The sequence below is a fragment of the Bacteroides mediterraneensis genome (genome assembly GCF_016900355.1).
Taxonomy (GTDB): Bacteria; Bacteroidota; Bacteroidia; order Bacteroidales; family Bacteroidaceae; genus Phocaeicola.
On the sequence record NZ_JACJKA010000004.1, the window covers coordinates 30,705 to 52,696 of the forward strand.

Genomic DNA, 21,992 nt, shown 5'->3' on the forward strand with positions numbered 1-21,992 from the left:
AAAACCAGCGATTTTTCTCATACTATTTATTTTAGGATTTTAGTTTCGAATACAAAAATATGCATTTTTCTTTACTATTCAGATTTTTACAAGCTGAAATTTAAGTCTAAAAAATATCTATTAACCAGCTATAAAAAGAGAACTTAGACTTTGATAGCAATTCAAAATAAACAAAAAACACACTGAACCTTATGATTGTTAAAGCTCAGTGTGTATACAAAAAAGAAATAGTTTGATTAATGTAATCCTCTTCTCTTTAAATACTCAATTAACTTTTGAGGTTCATCTGTTTGAATCATACGAGCCCCCAACTCATCTATTAAATATCCAAATCCTGCATCAGGATTCTCTAAAGATATTACATCATCATGGCCACCGTTCCTGCCTTTCAAAGAGTTATACCAAATTAAAGATTGATAATTAATCAGCCGTACAGCTTTTTTAGGTAAAGGATTGGTAACTTCATTAAAACCTAATTCAAAAGCAACAGGAGACATACCATCAACAAATTCTACCATAGCATCTTCAGCACCCTTATTGTCCAACCGAATCATTGGCATGTAAATCACGTCATCCAGATATTTTCCAAATTTAGTTTGAACATCTGCCAAAGGATGTAATCCTTTCATTATAGCAATATCCAGTGTGCCAGTTTCCTTTAACAAATCAACTACTTGGTTAAAGAAACGATCTGATTTATCTAAGTTTAACATAATCCTTCCTTGTGCCAAAAGCAATGCTTCTTTTAATGTAGGAACTTTATAATTCGTAAGCTTACCTTCATAATCCTTCAAATTTAACTTCTGAATATCGCTAAACATAGTTTCTGCAATAATTCCATGTCCATTAGTCGTACGGTCAAGTGTTTCATCATGCATTAATATCAAGACACCATCTTTCGTTCGTTGTACATCTATCTCGACCACATCTCCTCCCATCTCTATAATACTATTGATAGCATCCAAAGAATTTTCAGGAAAATGCTTCCAGTCTCCTCTATGTGCTACTACATGTACATAGGACTGATTTCTGTCCAACAAATTCTTCCGAACATACCCAGAATTATTTATAAATTTATTGTTTAATCTCAAATATTCAATAAGTTCTTTCGGTCTATCAGTCTGAATAAAAGAAGCACCCATTTTCAAGACCTCTCCCCAAACCTGATCTTTTTCATTTTTTTCTACCGCACGGTCATCATTCAACCCTCCACAAAGTGATGGCCATAATGTATTTATCCACACTTTAGCTCCCGATGCCTGAATCAAGTTTAATACCTTTTCTACTTGTGCATCTTTCTTCTGAAAACAAACTTCAAATGCTTGCGGGTGAAGATTTTTAATATAATCCTCCACAAATGTCACCGCATTTGGACGATTTGCATCTACTATCGGCATAAAATAAAGATCTTTTACGACCTCTTTATTTTCCTCATTTACAGTTTCAAAAGGCAAACCAGATTTTATAATAACCTGTTGAGTAGTCTGTGTCTTTTCCAAAACTTTTTTTACGTCGGCAAAGAAGTCATATCCTTTATCAATATTAACCCATATTTTTCCTTTTACAACCAACATAGCTTCTTCTAAAGTAGGAATTGTATGCGTTGTGAGTACTCCTGCCCCATTTTTCAGTCTTAATTGTTTCAATTCAGCTAAAGTATAATCTTCTGGTTTCCCTTTTCCTGAAGTCGTCCGATCCAAAGTCTGGTCATGCATTAAGATAAGCACATTGTCTTTAGTTTTCTTAATGTCTATTTCAACCATATTTACCCCCATATCAATGCAATTCTGTATTGCTTGTATGGAATTTTCCGGAGCATTTCTCCAATCTCCACGATGAGAAACAACAACCGTCTTCCCTTTTTCAAATCGTACTTGTGCAGTCAAACAAGTACAATTCATATTGGCTACGAACGCCAATATGAATAACACTATACATTTCTTTATCATATAACAATTAGTCTTTATCATATAACAATTAGTTATAACCCAAATTTTGTTTAATACTTGAATCGGTATCTATTTGTGACAACGGAATTGGTTGAACCAAATTATTCTCGTTTACAGTTACTCCATTATATCCTGTCGTTTTCTGGAAATATGCAGTCATTACTTCTACAGCCTTTCCTGTACGAATCAAGTCAAACCAACGATGTCCTTCACAAACAAGTTCCTTTCTACGTTCAGTAGCAATTTCCTCAAGTAATTCATCTTTGTCTGTATAATTTGTATATGACAAATTATCAATCGCTCTTCCTCTTACCGCTTCCAAACAATCATTTGCCAAATCCATGTCATCCTGCAAACCTCTTTGTGCATAACATTCAGCCAACATTAACAAAACATCTGCATAGCGAAGAACCACCGCATTACTTCCACAATCTTCAACGACCTCCGAAGTCTGCTTTATTTTATTAGAAACCAGATGAACCGTTGTCCTTTTCAGGTAAGCAGTTTTACGTTTGTCATTATCTGCAAATAAGGCATATACTTCTTCCGTGGGTAAATTATGTCCCTTTGCTCCATTTATGGTACCCGAAGGGCTGAACATTCTTAAAGCATCACTACCCTCTGAGTTTCCATTTAATCCGGATTCAAACTGCACATCAAAAAGGATTTCTTTATTCCCCTTATTATTCGTATCAAATATCATATCTGGATCATCAAGCAAACCATACCGTGGATTTTGCTTTACAGCTTCCAACTGAGGTATTGCACTCGCATAATCACCCAAAGTCAAATAGACTTTTCCCAGCAATCCTTGTGCGGCAGGTTTACAAGCACGCTCTTTTATCGAATTTTCATCCTGCATCAGCTTAATAGCATCAGTCAAGTCATCTACAATTGCCTTGTAAACTTCTTCCTTCTTCGTACGTCCCTGACCAAAATACTCATTCGTATCCACAGTTTCTTTTGTTACTAAAGGAACATCCCCAAATATCCGAACCAAATTAAAATACATCAGTGCACGAAGAAACTTCATTTCTCCTTTTACCTGGTTACGTTCCACGTCTTCCATCTCTACAGCATCGATCCGATTCAAGATAACATTACACTGCTGGATTCCGATATAGTTATGCCGCCAAGAATCTGCTACAACAGAATTAGATGATGTCATATTAAACTCATCCAATTGTCCGTAGTTACCGCCATCATTAGCTGGCACTTCATCCCAAGTATTATCAGAAGGCAATTCTCCCAACACATAATTGGCAATACCATATTGTCCACTATATTGTAAAGTGGCATACGCTGCGTTCACTCCTTGAAGAATTTGTTCTTCGTTCGTAAAATAATTATTAATTACATTATTGCATTCAGGAGTCAAATCAAGTAAGCTATCAGAACAGCCTACACATAAAGTGCATATTGCAGCACATAATGTCATTTTATAATTTCTCATAATAAACACTTTCTTAATAATTAAAAACTAACGTTTACTCCAAGTGAAATTGTCCGTGGTACCGGATATACATAATGCTCCTTACCTTGTTCCAGCAGATTAGTACCTTCTGCGTCAATATTAAAGCCTTTATAAGGAGTTATCATAAATAGATTATTTCCTAATACATAAACCTGCGCACGACTCAATCCCAACTTTTTAGTAAATGACTGAGGCAAATTATATGACAGTTTCAGGTTTCTCAACAATAAATAAGAAGCGTCTTTAAACCAGATATTCGAAGTTGCCGCAGCCTTTCTTGCATTGGAATAATTTGCCATATTCGGAGTTGCATAAGTTCCGTCCGGATTATTTACAGGGTGATAACGATTATCAAAATAGTCTTGAGTTACCATCATAAAACCTTCTCCACGTTCAAGAGATTCCAAGGTACTTCCATATTTTTTCTTTCCCAGTTCACTATAGAAATCAAAAGTAAGCTCAAAGTCTTTGTAGCCAAACACATTATTAAAACCAATGATTGCTTTAGAAGCTGGAGAGCCAAAGCTTTTTTTATCCTTTGAATCTATAATTTTATCTCCATTCAAGTCTGCAATAATATAATCTCCAATCTGAGTACCAGCCATAGATGGATATTTCTGCAAATCTTCTTCTGATTTATATATACCTAAGATCTCATATCCATACAATTCACTGATAGATTCACCGACTTTCGTAATATTACTTCCAGAAATAATCTGTGTCTGCCCAGGAGCTAACGCCAGTACCTTATTTTTATTTGTAGACAAACTCAGACTTGAATTCCAGGATACAGGTCCCAAGTTTACATTCTTTGCAGTAGATAATTTCAATTCAAAACCGACATTCCGTATTTCTCCAATATTCTGCAATGAAGTTGCATATCCACTCTGTTCAGGAACAGGCACTTCAAGTAACAAGTCCTGAGTATTTGCTACATAAAAATCAGCATTTACACCTAAATATTCAAACAAAGTCAAGTCTAATCCAATATTATATGTAGAAGTCATCTCCCATGACAAATCAGCATTAGGAGATTCTGATATAATCGTACCCGGAGCAATAGTCCCTCCATTAATATAATCCGCACTTCCCATTATAGCTTGTGCACCAAAATTTGGAATCTGATTGTTTCCTGATTTTCCCCAACTGGCACGCAATTTCGCATACTCAACTACAGGGTTTCCTTTCATAAAATCCTCACCAGAAATCAACCAAGCAGCAGAAACAGCCGGGAACACTCCCCATTTGCTATTCTTACCAAAACGCGACGAACCATCCCATCTGACAGACGCATTAAGCATATATTTATTCATATAGTTATAGTTCAAACGGGAAAAATACGAAATCATCGCCCAGCTATATTGATCAGGAGTAATCTTAAAGCTACTTCCACCTGCAATATTCTCAATAGAATCATCTGAAAAACCAGAAGCTACAATATTTACTGCTGTATATTCCTCTTTCTGATAAGATTGCCCCAACAGAAACTGAATATTATTAGTATTATTAAACAATGACTTGTTAAATGTCAAGGTATTCTCTATCAAATAATTCAAAGTTTCACCCCTTCCTTGAGAAGACTCTGTAGGTTTCGGGGCAGAAACACGATAAGCACCTAAAGATGAAGGATTAAAATAATTCGAAGTTAAAGAATTATAGTCTGATCCCAAATTAATTTTATAGCGTAAGAAATCAAACAATTTGACCTCCGTGTAAAAATTTCCGAAAATACGAGTCCGTTTTTTATTATTTGTTATCATATTAGCCCATGCCACCGGATTCTCACAAAGAGCTCCATCCGATTCCTGATTAGCTGCAATCTGTTCAGAAATAGCATAACTTCCATCCTCATTGTAGGGAGAGAAAAATGGATAACTAATAGAAGCCAGACCTATCAATGTTCCTCCCCATGTTCCAGAGGATGCAAATTCATTTGTACGTGTATACGAAGGAGACATCGATAATCCCATCGTTATATATTCATTAGGATTAAATCTCATATTCAAGTTAGCAGAAAACTTATCCATATCAGAGCCTATAAGAATACCATCCTGCTTTATGTAGCCACCTGCAAAAGAATAAGACATTTTTTCTGTTCCGCCATTGACAGCTACATTATAATCCTGAATAGGTGCAATACGAAATATCTCATCATACCAATCTGTATTGGTTAACCCTGGTTCTCCATTCAAATAAGGAATTATATAATCTGGTATTAATTCACGTTTAGAAGCTCCCTTGCTTCTACGCACCTCATTACTATCTGATTCACTTCTATGCAATGGATCTTTATTCACATACCCTGTATTGCGGGCTTCTTTCAAGAATTGAGCAAAATCATAAGCATCCACCAGTTCTACTCTATCTGAACGCTGCTGAATCCCATAATTTACAGATAATGTCACAGTGGGTTTTCCAGTCTTACCTCCTTTTGTAGTAATCATTATAATACCATTTGAACCTCTTGAACCGTAAATCGCTGTAGAAGCAGCATCTTTTAATATTTCAATAGATTCAATCGCATTCGGATTAATACTATTTATATCTGAACCTTCGGAAAGAGGGAAACCATCCACAACAATCAAAGGAGAGTTTCCAGCTGTCAATGTGCCAATTCCTCTCACTCGAATCTGAGGATTACTTCCAGGATCTCCAGTAGACTGAATTATCTGAATTCCAGTAGCCTTTCCAGACAATGAGTTTGCAAAGTTTGTTGACGGATAATTTTGAATATCAGTAGATTTTACAGAGGCAATAGATCCTGTATTACTTTTAGTCGTAGTCGTACCATATCCAATAACTACCACTTCATTCAATTCTTTTGTATCTTCTTGCAGAATAATGTTAAGTTGTGACTTACCTCCAACTTTTATTTCCTGACTTTTATAACCAATATAACTAATTACCAATGTAGCATTCTTCTCATTAATTTCAAGGCTAAATTTCCCATCTACATCTGTAACCGTACCATTCGTTGTACCCTTTTCCATAATTGTCGCCCCGATAATACTTTCTTTGTAAGAATCCAGGACGATTCCCCTAATATTTCTAGCTTGTGCATTCATTATTAACAAACACAAACCAAAAACTAAAAACAACCTTTGCTTCATGCTTTAATAGTTTAATGTAATAATATTTTAGTTTGTTCAATTTTACCGCCGCAAAGGTATTTTAGGCCTATTACAAGTTAATTACGAAAAAAATACCAAATCTTTACAAACGAAATAAGAAATGATGAACAATATACCTACCCTTACACAAGTCCAAACTTTCTATTAATCCACATATAAATCTAACATTCATGAATAATTTTCAAATATTTTTATCGGCAATAATATGAAATCATAAATTTACGGTCTTAGCCTTTCTACATTAGAGGATTTAATAGATATAATATTCCTATTGAACTAATATTTTTGTCACGCACACATTTTATCAAACTTTCAGATATATTTTTCAGAATCTCTCAACAAATTCTTTGTTTCACAGTGCGGGATTTGTATTTCACACTGTGAAATATATATCCCACACTGTGGGTTTTGTATCCCACAGTGTGAAACAGAGAATTTATTATTAACGTTTTAAAATACTCTTCAATACAAAAACAACTTTACCTACAAGCATTTACTTCTATATCTTAAAACCATCCTCGAAAAATTCGCTTCGCACGCCGCAAAAAAGAATAATTTCCAAATAAATCGTATCTTTGCACATCGTAAGGTTGCAACTTAGAATAAACTATATACGTATATGGAAAAGAAATTCAAACGGACGACCGTGACATCGGCACTGCCCTATGCCAACGGCCCGGTCCATATCGGCCATCTGGCAGGTGTTTACGTACCGGCCGATATTTATGTGCGCTACCTGCGCCTGAAAAAAGAGGATGTGCTCTTTATTGGTGGTTCTGACGAACACGGGGTGCCCATCACCATCCGTGCCAAGAAGGAAGGCGTCAGCCCACAGGACATTGTGGACCGCTACCACACCCTCATCAAGAATTCTTTCAAGGAATTTGGTATCTCATTCGATGTGTACGGACGTACTTCTTCTCCGACGCATCACCAAATGGCTTCTGATTTCTTCCGCAAACTGTACGACAAGCATGAGTTCATCGAAAAGACTTCCATGCAGTATTACGACGAGGAAGCACATACCTTCCTGGCCGACCGTTACATCACGGGAGAATGTCCGCGCTGCCATGCACAGGGCGCCTACGGTGACCAGTGCGAGAAATGCGGCAGCACCCTGTCACCTACCGAACTGATCAACCCGAAGAGTGCCATTAGCGGAAGCCAGCCGGTCATGAAGGAAACCAAACACTGGTACCTACCGCTGGACAAACACGAAGGATGGCTGCGCAAATGGATTCTGGAAGACCACAAGGAATGGCGTCCGAACGTGTACGGACAGTGCAAAAGCTGGCTGGACATGGGACTTCAGCCGCGTGCCGTGAGCCGTGACCTCGACTGGGGTATCCCAGTACCGGTAGAAGGTGCAGAAGGCAAAGTGCTCTACGTTTGGTTCGATGCGCCTATCGGTTATATCTCCAATACCAAGGAACTGCTGCCAGATTCATGGGAAAAATGGTGGAAAGACCCTGAAACCCGCCTGATTCATTTCATTGGAAAAGACAACATCGTGTTCCACTGCATCGTGTTCCCAGCCATGCTGAAAGCTGAAGGAAGCTACATTCTTCCGGACAACGTACCGGCTAACGAGTTCCTGAACCTGGAAGGCGACAAAATCTCTACTTCCCGCAACTGGGCCGTATGGTTGCACGAATACCTGCAGGACTTCCCGGGCAAACAGGATGTGCTGCGTTACGTGCTGACAGCCAACGCCCCGGAAACCAAAGACAACGACTTCACTTGGAAAGATTTCCAGGCTCGTAACAACAACGAACTGGTGGCTGTATACGGAAACTTCGTGAACCGGGCCATGGTACTGACACACAAATATTTTGACGGAAAAGTGCCGGCTTGCGGCGAACTGAACGACTACGACCGTGACACCCTGAAAGAATTTGCCGACGTCAAAGCAGAAGTAGAAAAACTGCTGGATGTATTCAAGTTCCGCGATGCACAGAAGGAAGCCATGAACCTGGCCCGCATCGGAAACAAATACCTGGCTGATACTGAACCTTGGAAACTGGCCAAGACCGACATGGGACGGGTAGCTACTATCCTGAACATTGCCCTGCAGCTGGTTGCCAACTTGTCTATCGCTTTCGAACCATTCCTGCCGTTCAGCTCTGAAAAACTGCGCAAGATGCTGAACCTGGAAAGCTTCGACTGGGAGCAGCTGGGACGTACCGACCTGTTAGCAGAAGGCCATCAATTGAACAAGCCGGAACTGCTGTTCGAAAAGATTGAAGATGATGTGATTCAGGCACAGGTGGACAAACTGCTGGCTACCAAGAAAGCCAACGAGGCTGCCAACTACAAGGCCAACCCCATCAAACCGACCATCTCGTTCGAAGAATTTGAAAAGCTGGACATCCGTGTAGGTACCGTATTGGAATGTGAAAACGTGCCCAAGATGAAGAAGCTGCTGAAATTCAAGATTGCCGACGGACTGGAAAACCGTACCATCGTCAGCGGAATTGCCCAGCACTACAAACCGGAAGAACTGGTAGGCAAACAGGTGCTGTTCATCGCCAACTTGGCTCCGCGTCAGTTCAAGAACGGACTGGTAAGTGAAGGTATGATTCTCAGTGCAGAAAACTTCGACGGCTCTTTGTCCGTGACGACCACTTTGAACGAAGTAAAACCGGGAAGTGAGGTAAAATAATCCCGCTTCTCCTACTCCATTTTATATACTGACAGACACACGCAGATTTCCCTGGCCCACCCATGGAGGTCTGCGTGGTTTGTTCCATTACATCTAAAAACGAGCATGCCCGAACACTCTTTAAAAGAAAAAACCGCCAAAGGACTACTTTGGGGAGGTATCAACAACGGAGCCATGCAGGTACTGAACCTGGCCTTCGGCATCGTGACCGCCCGCATTCTGAACGACAGCGACTACGGAATGGTGGGCATGCTGAGTATTTTCTCCCTGATTGCCGGCTCTTTGCAGGAAAGCGGATTCACCGCGGCCTTGGTCAACAAGAAAGAAATCACCCATCAGGATTACAACGCGGTATTCTGGTTCTGTAGCGGACTGAGCCTGACCCTCTACCTGATTCTGGCCGGATGTGCCCCGCTTATTGCCGATTTCTACCACAATGACGCACTGGTTCCCCTGGCGCGTTACTCGTTCCTGGGCTTCTTCATTGCCAGTCTGGGGATTCCCCACAGTGCTTATCTCTTCCGTAACCTGATGGTCAAGCAGAAAGCCTTGTCGAGTATCATCGCCTTACTGGTATCCGGTACCACCGGTGTAACCATGGCCCTGCTGGGCTATTCTTACTGGGGAATTGCCACGCAAAGCATTGTCTACGTGGCGGTCATCAACCTGTGCTACCTGTATTTCTCTCCCTGGCGACCGACGTTCCATTTTGATTTCAGTCCCCTGAGAAGCATGGTCGGCTTCAGCAGCAAACTCCTGCTGACCAATATTTTCAACCACATCAACAACAACCTGTTCTCCATCATCTTAGGGCGTTATTATTCCGAACGGGAGGTAGGACAATTCAATCAGGCCAACAAATGGAACCTGATGGGGCACTCTTTGATTACGGGTATGGTGAGCAGTGTGGCCCTTCCCGTACTGCGTCAGGTGGCCGACGACCCTGAACGCCAGTGCCGCGTGTTCCGCAAGATGCTCCGCTTTACAGCCTTCATCTCCTTCCCGGTGATGCTGGGCCTGTCTCTCATCGCCCCGGAAATGATCACCCTGACCATCGGCAGCAAATGGCTGCCCAGTGCCCACATTCTGCAACTGTTGGCTATCGGAGGCGCTTTCCTACCTGTAACCAGCCTGTACACCAACCTCCTCATCAGCAAAGGAAAATCCAACCTCTTCATGTGGAACACCATCGCGCAGGGCACCAGCCAGCTCGTAGTAATGTACCTGCTCTACCCTTATGGCATCCATCGCATGATTTTAGTATATATCGCCATCAACGTGGGGTGGCTGCTGGTATGGCACTATTTCGTGTGGCGGGAAATCAAACTCAGCCTCTTTCATGCGGTAAAAGATGTCTGTTCGTTTGGCCTCATCGCCGCCCTGATTATGGGAGGCGTCTATTTCCTGACCCGTTCCGTGGAGAACATTTACTGGCTGGTCACCCTGAAAATCCTGATTGCCGGAATCCTGTATCCACTTATCATCTGGCTCAGTGGTTCCGTCACCTTCAAGGAAAGCCTGAACTACTTGCTCAAAAAGAAAAGCTAAATGAAAACTGTATCCATCGTACTCTGCTCCTACAACGGCGAACGCTTCCTGAAAGCACAGTTGAACAGCATCGTCCGCCAGACCTATCCCATCCACGAACTGATTATTCAGGACGACGGATCTACCGACCATACGTTAGACATCGCCCGGGAATATGCCGCGCAATATCCTTTTATCCGCATCGAACGGAACACACAAAACCTCGGCTTCAACCGAAACTTTGAGAATGCACTGAAAAAGGCCACGGGAGATTTCATCGCCATTGCCGACCAAGACGATATCTGGTATCCGGAGAAAATTGCTAAACAAGTAGCCGCCATCGGTACGCACGACCTCTGCATTTCGGGTTATCATACCGATACAACTTATCAAGAGGGCGAAATGAAAAAAGTAGTCATTCCCCGCCACAACCTGGAATACCTGCTGTTTTACGACAGTACCCCCGGACACAGCATGTTGCTGACCCGCGATTTCATCCGGCAGGTCTTTACGGAATGGGACGGACACATCCTCTACGACTGGTGGTTGAGTGTCAATGCCCAACTGGGGAAAGGTATCGCCTGCGTGAACGAGCCGCTCAATTGGCATCGTCCGCACCAAGGCTCCGCCATCAACCGGCTCAATGCGCAATATGCAGCCTATTTGGTCAAGAAACCGACCTGGCAACCCTATGTCTATGGTTTCCGAAAATTCCGTGAGCAACAACAACTGACCACCTGGCAGTTTTTCTACGGCTACATCCACCGGCATACCAGCAAGGACAAGCACGCCTTAGCCCATCAACTCAGTGGCCTCTTGCTGAAAAAAGATCCAATCAGCCTGTACCGTCTGTGTCTGCTGTGCATGCGGTTCAAACACCTGATTTACTTCTATCCACAGCAAAAAGGACTGCTCAGCTACGTAAGAAGTTTCTGCTATCCGATGATACGGGCCTACGGGAATACTTATTTTTACCTTTAAATTGGAGAGGTGAGCAAGATTTCGTATTTTTGTCACAACTTATCGTCCATAAAAACGCATGAAAAAGAACATTGCAGTCATATTAGCCGGAGGAGTAGGAAGTCGACTGGGACTTTCCACCCCTAAACAATTCTTCAAGGTGGCCGGAAAGATGGTCGTGGAACATACGGTAGACGCTTTCGAGCGCAATCCCCACATCGACGAGATTGCCATCGTCTCCAACCCGTTCTATATCTCTGAATTTGAGAACATCGTCATCAAAAACGGATGGAAGAAAATCAAGAAAATCCTCAAAGGAGGAAAAGAACGATACGATTCCAGCCTTTCTGCCATTGAAGCCTACGCCGGCAGCGATGTCAACCTGATTTTTCATGACGCCGTACGCCCGCTCATCAGCCAGCGTATCATTAACGATGTGATTGAAGCGCTCGACAAATACGAGGCGATTGACGTAGCCCTCCCTTCTGCCGATACCATCATCGAGGTGGAAGACGATTTCATCTGCCAGATTCCGGACCGTTCCCGGCTGAGACGCGGACAGACTCCGCAGGCGTTTGCCATCAACACCATCCGAAAGGCCTACCAGATTGCCCTGAAAGACCCGAACTTCAAAGTAACGGATGATTGTGGCGTGGTAAAGAAATACCTGCCGGAAGTACCCATCTATGTGGTACAAGGGGAAGAAAGCAACATGAAGCTGACCTACAAAGAAGATACCTATCTGCTCGACAAGTTCTTCCAACTCCGGAAAAGTGAGCTGAACCACGAACCGATTCAGGAAGAAACTTTCCGCGACAAAGTGGCTGTCATTTTCGGAGGCAGCTACGGCATCGGGGCCGAGACCGCCCGGATGCTACAGGAAAAAGGCGGAAAGGTGTATTGTTTCTCCCGTAGCCTCAACCACACGGACGTAGGCAACCGCCAGACAGTAAAGGAAGCTTTGGAATCGGTGTACCAGAAAGAGAAACGCATCGACTTCGTGGTCAATACAGCCGGTGTGCTCAACAAAGAACCGTTGATTTCCACCTCTTACGAGACTATCCAGTCGGCCGTACAGACCAACTACATGGGTACGGTCAACGTAGCGTTGGAAGCCTTCCCCTATCTGAAAGAAAACAAGGGACAACTGATTTTCTTTACGTCCAGTTCCTATACCCGTGGACGGGCTTTCTACAGCATCTATTCATCAACGAAAGCAGCCATCGTGAACTTTGTACAGGCCATTGCCCAGGAATGGGAAGGCTTTGGTATCCATATCAACTGCATCAACCCGGAACGGACCAAGACTCCAATGAGGGTACACAACTTCGGCATCGAGCCAGAAGATACTTTGCTATCGGCAGAGAAAGTGGCCGAAGCCACCCTGAGAACTTTAGCCTCCGACTATACCGGACAAGTGATTGACGTAAAACGGGAAACATTATGAACAATCCGTTCCTGACTGAATATGTAAAGCAAAACCTGAGAGAATGCCAGTTGAAGCAGCTCTCCATCCTGGAAGAAGTGGACCGCATCTGCCGGAAGCACCAAATCGATTACTGGCTTGACGGCGGCAGCCTGCTGGGAGCCATCCGTCACGGAGGATTCATTCCCTGGGATGACGACATCGACATCGCCATGACTCTGGAAGGGCTGAAACAATTCATCCGTGTAGCCCCTCAGGAGTTGCGTGAAGGACTCTTCCTGCAAACCTCGGAAAGCGACCCCACCCACAAGGAACCGATTGTCAAGGTACGCGACTTGAACTCGCTGTACATCGAAAGCGGAGACAACATGCAGGCCCCCTACCAAAAAGGACTGTACATTGACATTTTCCCCTTTATCGATTATCCCAGCGTACCGAAGGCATGGGTAAAGAAACTGACCAAAGGCATCTCTACCAGCTACTCCATCCTGCACAAGGCACACTACTATTCCTTGCGTGCCTTTGCCGAATATTTCTGGTTTCATGCCAAATACGGTCTCTACCGGACTCTCTGGGGACTGCTCAACCTTCTTTATCCCAAAGGTACCTATATGTCGAATATCCTGATCAACAACGGATACGGTATCATGCATCGGAAAGACTCTATTTTCCCGCTGGGCCGCATGACCTTTGAGGGGAAAGAATTTCCGGCTCCACACAACCCGGACGCCTACCTGAAAGACCTTTACAAGAATTATATGGAAATCCCGCCAGAGGATAAACGCAAGATACATGCCATTTATGTACACCCGGAATTGATTACTCATGGAAACAACCGTTAAACATACGCACAGTCATCCGGCCCTCGTAGAGGTAGCCGTATTGATTCTGTTCTTCAACCGCCCAGAACCGCTTAAAGCTGTTTTCGAACAGGTAAGAAAGGCACGCCCTTCCAAGCTATTCCTCTATCAGGACGGTCCCAGAGGAGAGAAAGACCTACCCGGCATACAAGCCTGCCGGAAGGTCGTAGACGAGATAGACTGGGAATGTGAGGTACACCAATGGTACCAGGAACAAAACTTTGGTTGTGACCCCTCCGAATATCTGTCACAGAAATGGGCATTTTCCCACGTAGACAAATGCATTGTACTGGAAGATGACGACATCCCTTCCGTCAGTTTCTTCCGCTTCTGCAAGGAACTACTCGACAAATACGAGAACGATACCCGTATCTGCATGATTTCCGGCATCAACTACGACGAGGTGACGAAAGACGTACCCTACGACTACTTTTTCAGCACCACCTTCTCCATCTGGGGATGGGCCAGTTGGCGCCGTGTCATCGACCAATGGGACGAGCATTACAGTTTCCTGGACGATTCATTCAACCTGCAGCAACTGAAAGAGTATATCAAGGAACGGAAATACCAGAAAGAATTCATTGAATTCTGCCAACATCACCGGGAAAGCGGAAAGGCTTATTACGAGAGTATTTTCCATGCCGCCATGTTCTTCAACTCCGGGCTGAGCATCGTGCCTACGAAAAACATGATCCACAACCTGGGGGCTACAGCAGGTTCCACCCACTTCGGCAGCGGCAACAACCTGCTCCCGAGGGGCTACCGACGCATCTTTACCATGGCACGTCATGAACTGGACTTCCCGTTGAAACACCCGCGTTACGTGATTGAGAATGTGGGCTACAAAGACCGTATGTTCCGTATTATGGCCTGGGGACATCCTTGGATTAAAATCGGCCGCTCGTTCGAGGAACTTTACCTTAACATGCGTTACGGGAATTTCAAGAATATCAGTAAAGCTTTGTGCAACCGCCTCAACAAGTGGCTGGGCAGAAACAAATGGCGTTAATCCCTGAGACATGAATCCAAAACTCAATATTTATTTCTATCACACCCGTCTTACGCGGGAAAGTTACGAAGAGTGGAAAAACTTCCGGTTTCCGGGTCACATTCTCTATGGCCTGCCCTTGCTGGAAAACCACGGCATCCACTCGGTGATGCACCGTTACAAAGCTTTCGCCAGCCGATGGAAGCTGATGCTCTATGCCACCAAAGAGATTCTTTTCTGCAAAGAGCCCTACGAGGTACTCTACGGCACTTCTTTCCGAGGCTTGGAGCTGATTATCTTCTTACGGGCTCTCGGACTGTACCGGAAGCCTATCGTCATCTGGCATCACACCGCCCTGCGCCAATCGCCCAACCGGCTGAAAGAAGCCATCTCCCGTTTCTTCTACCGAGGCATTGACCACATGTTCCTCTTCAGCCGGAAACTGATTCAGGATTCCATTGCCACCCACAAGGTACCGGAACACAAGCTGGAGCTGATACACTGGGGACCTGATCTGGCGTTCTACGACCACCTGCTGAAAGAGCTGCCTCCACAACCACGGACTGGTTACATCTCGACCGGAAAGGAAAACCGCGACCTGAAAACCATGCTGGAAGCCTTCTCACAGACGGAAGAAGACCTGGAGGTATTCATCGCGGAAACCTGTGGGAACCTCAACTATAAACAAATAGCCGACAGCCTGACACTGACCGACAACATCCATATTCATTATACCGAAGGAGTCATCCCCTACGAGCTGGCAAAGAAGGTAGCCCGCAAGAAAGCCATTGTCATCTGTTGTCTGGACTTCCCCTATACCGTAGGACTTACCACCTTGGTGGAAGCCTACGCACTGGGTATCCCCGTCATCTGCTCAAAGAATCCGAACTTCGAAATTGACATTGAGAAAGAAGGAATCGGTATCGCCGTGGAATATGGCGATGTGGAGGGTTGGGTAGAAGCCATCAATTACTTACATACGCACCCGGAAGAAGCGGAACGGATGGGACGCAATGCCCGCAAATTAGGAGAAGAGCGTTTCAATTTGACGATATTCAGTAAGGAAATTGCCGAAAGACTGTTGCACATAAGTGCAAAAAACTCCTAACTTTGCAGAAAACTTGAACGACACGCCATGAGAGTACTTATCATCAACACTGCAGAACGCATAGGAGGTGCTGCCATTGCCGCCAACCGGCTGATGGAAGCCTTGAAAAACAACGGGATAAAAGCCAAGATGTTGGTCCGCAACAAACAGACCGACCAAGTCACCGTTGTCGCGCTCAAGAAATCATGGCGTAAAATCTGGCAATTCACTTGGGAGCGCATCGTCATCTGGGCAGCCAACGGCTTCAAACGCCATAACCTGTTTGCCGTAGACATTGCGAACACCGGTACCGACATCACTTCCTTACCGGAATTCCGTCAGGCCGATGTCATCCATCTGCATTGGATTAATCAGGGGATGCTTTCACTGAAAGACATACAGCGTATTCTTGCTTCTGGAAAGCCCGTGGTATGGACCTTACATGACATGTGGCCTTTTACGGGTATCTGCCACTACTCCGGCGAATGCGAGAAATACACGACCGAATGCCATGACTGCCCACTCTTGTTGAAGCCTCATCGTCATGACCTGTCGGAAAAGACTTTCCGTAAAAAGCAGAAACTATATACTACCGCTCCTATCACGTTCATCGCCTGCAGCCGATGGTTGGAAGCTATGGCCCGAAAAAGTTCTCTGCTTCAGGGACATACCATTACTAATATCCCCAATGCCATCAACACCAATCTGTTCAAACCACGTGCCAAGAAGTTTGCCCGTGAAAAGCTGCATCTTCCCACCGACAAAAAACTGCTGCTGTTCGGCTCCATGAAAATCACCGACAAACGGAAAGGTATCGACTACCTGATAGAAGCCTGCAAACTGTTGGCTCAACAGGAACCGGAACTCAGTCAGCAATTAGGGGTTGTCGTATTGGGAAGCCAGGCAGAACAATGCAAGTCGCTCTTCCCCTTCCCCATCTACCCGATGAACTACGTCAGCAACGAGAAAGAACTGGTGGATATCTACAATGCCGTTGACCTTTACGTGACGCCTTCCCTGCAGGACAACCTGCCCAACACCATTGTGGAAGCAATGGCCTGCGGCATTCCTTGTGTAGGATTCAATGTAGGCGGTATCCCGCAAATGATTGACCATCTTCACAACGGTTATGTAGCGCAATACAAATCGGCGGAAGATTTGGCCAATGGCATCAGCTGGACCCTGACCGAAGGAGACTATGAAACGATGAGTTCAGAGGCCTACCGTAAAGCCGTGACGACTTATTCAGAAAGCACCATTGCCAGTCAGTACATACAAATCTACAATCACATTACCGGACAAAATGCATAATTTTCACCACTTACATCCTAAGTTCTCTATTATTACCGTCACTTACAATGCCGGAGCCGTATTGGAAGATACCATTCAGAGCGTCATCACCCAAACCTACAAGAATGTGGAATACATCATTGTGGACGGAGGGTCGAAAGACCGTACCCTGCAGATTGTCGACCAATACAAGGAACATATACACAAGGTGGTAAGTGAACCGGACAAAGGATTGTATGATGCCATGAACAAAGGTATCAAACTGGCCACCGGCGATTACCTCTGTTTCCTGAATGCCGGCGATGAACTGCACGAAGACGATACGCTCCAGCTCATGGTACATTCACTTACCGAAACGACCCTGCCGGACGTGATTTACGGCGACACAGCCATTGTAGACGAAGAGGGACATTTTCTGCACATGCGACGCCTGAGTCCCCCTGAAAACCTGACCTGGAAGAGCTTCAAGGAAGGTATGCTGGTCTGCCATCAGGCCTTCTTTGCCCGTCGTGACCTGGTAGAACCTTACGACCTGCACTATCGTTTCTCGGCCGACTTTGACTGGTGCATCCGAATCATGAAGAAAAGCAAAGTCCTTCACCACACCCATCTGATTCTGATTGACTACCTGAACGAAGGGATGACCACCCGCAATCACAAAGCCTCTCTGAAGGAACGCTTCCACATTATGTGCAAGCACTATGGGGTGGTATCTACTGTCATGCGCCATGCATGGTTCGTCATCCGGGCACTGAAAAACAAGAAACGTCCTGTTTCCAATGCCTAAGCATCTTCCACAGGACGTTTTATCTTCTCAAAGGTAATTTTACCCCTTATTCTTTTTTCTGCTTTCTCCAAGCCAGTACCACAGCTACAACGATGGCCAGCAACAGGATTCCCAGTGCTACGAAAGCAATCGATTCCGTCACATGCAGTGATTTCGGGTCGAAGGTGAATTCTACCACATGCTTTCCGGCTGGTACGTTCATCGCACGCAAAATGTAATCGGCACGACCGTGAGGCACTTCTTTTCCGTCAATGAACGAGCGCCAGCCCGGATAATAAATCTCAGCAAAGACCACGGTTCCTCCCTTCGGAGAGTTCACTTCGTATTTCAAGGCATTCGGCTCATAATTTGTCAAGACAATGGAGCTCAAGCTGTCTGCCCCGGCAGAAGCCTTCACTTCACCTTGGAACTTCTTGTCAACGACCGCCACCTTACCCGGATTGACGTGATGCAACGCGTCTATCTCCTCATTGGCATTGTTCACGTATTGCACCTGTTCTACAAACCAGGCATTGCCCAACGCATGCGGATTGAACACCGGAATGGTCTTGCCTTGCTGCAACGGAATGATGAAATAACGCGTGTTCAGCATATTCAGTACCGGAGTCAATGTATCGCCTACCTGAGTCAAATCGGCATTCACTGCCGGCAGGGTCTTGAACAAAGCTGTAATCTCACCCTGAATGTGCTCGTCAATCATTTCCTGGTAACGACGGAGTTTGGCTGCATGATAACCTCCAATGCTCTTGTGCCAGTAGGCTGTATTGTTTTCATTGAATGTATTGACCGACAAGTTCAACACACGGTAATCCAATGATTTGTCTTGCAGAATCTCCCGGTCGGTTTCCGACGGTTCCAGAAAAGGCTGCATCTCCGTGCCTTTTGCCACGAACTGTTCATCGTACAGATAGCGCTTGTTAACGCTCCACATATCCACCAGACACAGCAAAGCCAACAGGCCCACCAGGAGTTTGGCCTTCAACTTCCCGGCGCAATATGCCCACAACAGCACTGCACCAATCACAATCACGAAGAAGCTGCGCCATGCATCAGAGGTAAAGATGGATTTGCGTATTTCTTCCAGATTGACCAGGATAGACGCCAACTGGTCGGCCGGAATGGCATTCTGCAACGCGTTCATCTCGGCAGTAGAAACATACGATGGGAAGAAGAAACTCGGCGCCAGGGCAAACAAGAGTGACAAGCCACCGGTCAACACAAACGAGATATAAAAGGCCTTGCGCGATTCTTTCCACAGCTGCGGACGTTCTACCACTTCTTTCAATGCCATGATGGCCAACAAAGGAATAGTAAACTCTGCAATGACCAAAATAGAGGATACCGCACGGAACTTGCTGTACATCGGAATATAGTCGATAAAGAAATCCGTCAGGCCCATGAAGTTATGTCCCCAAGAGAGCAAGATGGAGAACACGGTACCGACCACCAAGGCCCATTTCATCGGACCTTTCACAATGAACAGTCCCAAGATGAAAAGGAACATCACGAAGGCTCCCACATACACCGGTCCGGAAGTACCCGGCTGTTCACCCCAATACTGTCCCAACTGGCTGTACAGTCCCATGTAATTCGGATCGGCCTTCTCCATGGCTTTTTCATTGTTAGCCAACGGCACGGAAGCACCTCCTTTTACATTCGGCACCAATAAAGAGAAAGTTTCCCCAATTCCATAACTCCATTGGGTGATATAGCTTCGTTCCAGTCCGCTGCTGGTCTGGTCCGAAGTATTTTCTTTTACCAGTTCGCTCTTGCCACGCATGGTCTCCTTGCTGTATTCATACGTGTGATACAGGTTTGACAAGTTCACGCAGACACCCACCAGACCAGCCACAATCAAGACTCCAGTGGCTTTGATAAACTGAGGCATCTTCTTTTCACGCCATGCCATCACACCGTAGGCAATCGCCATAAACAGCATGACAAACAAGAAATAATAACTCATCTGCGGATGGTTGGCCATAATCTGAAGTGCCACGAACAAGGCCGTCACGATACCTCCCGCCAGGAATTTTCCCCGATAGGCCAGCACCATACCGGCAATGGTAGGCGGGATATATGCCAAGGCTACGAATTTCCAGATATGTCCGGCCGCAATGATGATGAAGAAATAGGACGAGAAAGCCCAAAGAATGGCCCCCAGTGCCGACATCCACACCTTGAAGTCAAAAGCCCGCAACAGGATATAAAAGCCCAGCAGCATCACAAACACATACCACACGTAGGTCGGCAAGAACAGGTGATATACCTTCTGTAACCAGCTCAACGTATCAGTTGAATCGTAGCTGGGCGACATCTGATAGGTAGGCATACCGCCAAAGATGGCATTGGTCCACCGGGTCCGCTCACCTGTCTTCTCCAGGTATTCACTCATCTCACGTCCCGAACCGATACCGGCCACGGCATCGTGCTGTGCCAGAATGCGTCCTTCGGTCACTGCCGGAAAGAAATAAGCAAACGAAATGATAGCAAAAAGAACGATTACTACCACATCGGGCAATAGTTTCTTGAACAAGTTCATATTATTCATAATTAATGTTTTCGGCAGGCAAAGATAACACAATACTGCCTGAAAAGTCGTAAATTTGCCCCTGAAAATCTTTTTTAACGCATGAAAATAGGAATCATCACGGCCATGGCTTCTGAGCAGAAGCAACTGGCTAACCAACTCGAGAACAAGACAGAACGTAAAGAAGGTCCCTTCACCTACATCGAAGGTTCCATCAAACAAAATACCATCATCCTGATGCAATGCGGCATCGGAAAAGTCAATGCCGCCGCAGGTACCGTAGAACTGATTCGCACTTTCCAGCCCGACTGCATCATCAGTACTGGAGTGGCAGGAGGAATCGACCGCTGCCTGAAAATTATGGACGTAGTAGTCAGCCAGCAGATTGTATATCACGACGTATGGTGTGGCGAAGGCAATGCCTACGGACAGATACAGGGTCTCCCTACCTTCTTCCAGGGCAATGAAACCCTTTACCAATGTGCGCTTTCACTGGACACGGAAACGGCTATCCACGGAGGCCTCATCTGCACGGGCGACAAGTTCATCACCGACCGCAGCGAACTGGATGAAATCAAGCGTAACTTCCCCGAGGGACTGGCTGTCGACATGGAATCAGCTGCCATCGCGCAGGTATGTTATCTCTATCAGGTACCTTTCATCAGCTTCCGTATCATCAGCGATACGCCGGGAGCCGACAAGCATTTTGAACAGTACCTGAATTTCTGGGGAGAGATGGCCGACCGTTCTTTCCATGTGACTGAAACTTTCCTGAAAGCATTACCCAACAAACTATAACGAATCATGAAAAAGATACCAAGCTTTACCGTAGACCATATCCATCTGAAACGCGGCATTTTCATATCCCGCAAAGATGAAGTCGGAAATGAGATTGTCACAACTTTCGACATCCGCATGAAAGAGCCGAACCGGGAACCGGCGTTAGGCCCTGCGGCCATCCATACCATTGAACACCTGGCTGCCACTTTCCTGCGCAACCATCCGGTATGGGCCGACAAAATCATCTACTGGGGCCCGATGGGTTGCCTCACCGGAAACTATCTGGTAGTGAAAGGCGACTTGCAATCTAAAGACATTGCGCCGCTGATGACCGAAACTTTCCGTTTCATTGCCGATTATGAAGGCGAAGTGCCGGGTGCCACTCCGAAAGACTGCGGCAACTACCTCATGATGAATCTGCCCATGGCCAAGTGGGAAGCTGCCAAATTCCTGCACGAAGTGCTGGAACAGCTCACCGAAGAAAACTTGAACTATCCGGCTTCCCTGTAAAATCTTATTCCCTGCCCCGAAAACACAAACAGGG

15 protein-coding genes are annotated in these 21,992 nt (G+C 45.1%); 11 read left to right on the forward strand and 4 right to left on the reverse strand.

Features of this window, described 5'->3' with window-relative positions:
* Positions 1-236: 236 nt before the first annotated feature.
* From H6A28_RS03970 to H6A28_RS03980, 3 genes are all read right to left on the reverse strand, one after another.
* Complete coding sequence (locus H6A28_RS03970) at positions 237-1,886, reverse strand: glycerophosphodiester phosphodiesterase family protein (RefSeq protein WP_239465251.1); 1,650 nt, start codon at positions 1,884-1,886, stop codon at positions 237-239.
* Positions 1,887-1,977: 91 nt separating this feature from the next.
* Positions 1,978-3,402, reverse strand: coding sequence for a RagB/SusD family nutrient uptake outer membrane protein (locus H6A28_RS03975; protein ID WP_204478957.1), 1,425 nt, complete (start codon positions 3,400-3,402; stop codon positions 1,978-1,980).
* Between the two features lie 20 nt (positions 3,403-3,422).
* On the reverse strand, positions 3,423-6,533 hold the full coding sequence (locus H6A28_RS03980) for a SusC/RagA family TonB-linked outer membrane protein (protein WP_204478959.1): 3,111 nt from the start codon (positions 6,531-6,533) through the stop codon (positions 3,423-3,425).
* A 640-nt stretch (positions 6,534-7,173) separates the two neighbouring features.
* On the opposite strand from H6A28_RS03980, the gene metG reads away from it, so the two are divergent.
* The 9 genes from metG (at position 7,174) to H6A28_RS04025 (ending at position 18,141) form a co-directional block, all read left to right on the forward strand.
* Entirely contained in the window at positions 7,174-9,216 is a 2,043-nt protein-coding gene (gene metG, locus H6A28_RS03985) for a methionine--tRNA ligase (protein WP_204478966.1), read from the forward strand.
* A 105-nt stretch (positions 9,217-9,321) separates the two neighbouring features.
* Positions 9,322-10,764 (forward strand): lipopolysaccharide biosynthesis protein, encoded by a 1,443-nt coding sequence (locus H6A28_RS03990; protein ID WP_204478968.1) that lies wholly within the window; start codon positions 9,322-9,324, stop codon positions 10,762-10,764.
* Positions 10,765-11,724: a glycosyltransferase gene (locus H6A28_RS03995; RefSeq protein ID WP_204478970.1), complete on the forward strand. Its 960-nt coding sequence runs from the start codon at positions 10,765-10,767 to the stop codon at positions 11,722-11,724.
* Between the two features lie 58 nt (positions 11,725-11,782).
* Complete coding sequence (locus H6A28_RS04000) at positions 11,783-13,150, forward strand: bifunctional cytidylyltransferase/SDR family oxidoreductase (protein WP_204475604.1); 1,368 nt, start codon at positions 11,783-11,785, stop codon at positions 13,148-13,150.
* Positions 13,147-13,971, forward strand: a complete 825-nt coding sequence (locus H6A28_RS04005) for a LicD family protein (RefSeq protein ID WP_204478972.1) — start codon at positions 13,147-13,149, stop codon at positions 13,969-13,971. The genes H6A28_RS04000 and H6A28_RS04005 overlap by 4 nt, the downstream gene beginning before the upstream one ends.
* A complete protein-coding gene (locus tag H6A28_RS04010) occupies positions 13,955-14,998 on the forward strand; it encodes a hemolysin activation protein (RefSeq protein WP_204475606.1) in 1,044 nt (347 codons plus the stop codon). The genes H6A28_RS04005 and H6A28_RS04010 overlap by 17 nt, the downstream gene beginning before the upstream one ends.
* A gap of 10 nt (positions 14,999-15,008) precedes the next feature.
* Positions 15,009-16,085 (forward strand): glycosyltransferase, encoded by a 1,077-nt coding sequence (locus H6A28_RS04015; RefSeq protein ID WP_204478974.1) that lies wholly within the window; start codon positions 15,009-15,011, stop codon positions 16,083-16,085.
* A 27-nt stretch (positions 16,086-16,112) separates the two neighbouring features.
* Positions 16,113-17,375, forward strand: a complete 1,263-nt coding sequence (locus H6A28_RS04020; RefSeq protein WP_204475608.1) for a glycosyltransferase family 4 protein — start codon at positions 16,113-16,115, stop codon at positions 17,373-17,375.
* Positions 17,368-18,141: a glycosyltransferase family 2 protein gene (locus H6A28_RS04025; RefSeq protein WP_204475609.1), complete on the forward strand. Its 774-nt coding sequence runs from the start codon at positions 17,368-17,370 to the stop codon at positions 18,139-18,141. The genes H6A28_RS04020 and H6A28_RS04025 overlap by 8 nt, the downstream gene beginning before the upstream one ends.
* A gap of 46 nt (positions 18,142-18,187) precedes the next feature.
* Here H6A28_RS04025 and H6A28_RS04030 read toward each other — a convergent pair whose 3' ends face one another.
* Positions 18,188-20,680, reverse strand: coding sequence for a YfhO family protein (locus H6A28_RS04030; protein ID WP_204479072.1), 2,493 nt, complete (start codon positions 20,678-20,680; stop codon positions 18,188-18,190).
* Between the two features lie 90 nt (positions 20,681-20,770).
* Between H6A28_RS04030 and H6A28_RS04035 the strand changes: the two genes are divergently transcribed.
* Both H6A28_RS04035 and H6A28_RS04040 read left to right on the forward strand, forming a co-directional pair.
* Entirely contained in the window at positions 20,771-21,466 is a 696-nt protein-coding gene (locus tag H6A28_RS04035) for a 5'-methylthioadenosine/adenosylhomocysteine nucleosidase (RefSeq protein ID WP_204475610.1), read from the forward strand.
* Positions 21,467-21,472: 6 nt separating this feature from the next.
* Complete coding sequence (locus H6A28_RS04040) at positions 21,473-21,958, forward strand: S-ribosylhomocysteine lyase (RefSeq protein WP_204478978.1); 486 nt, start codon at positions 21,473-21,475, stop codon at positions 21,956-21,958.
* Positions 21,959-21,992: the final 34 nt, after the last annotated feature.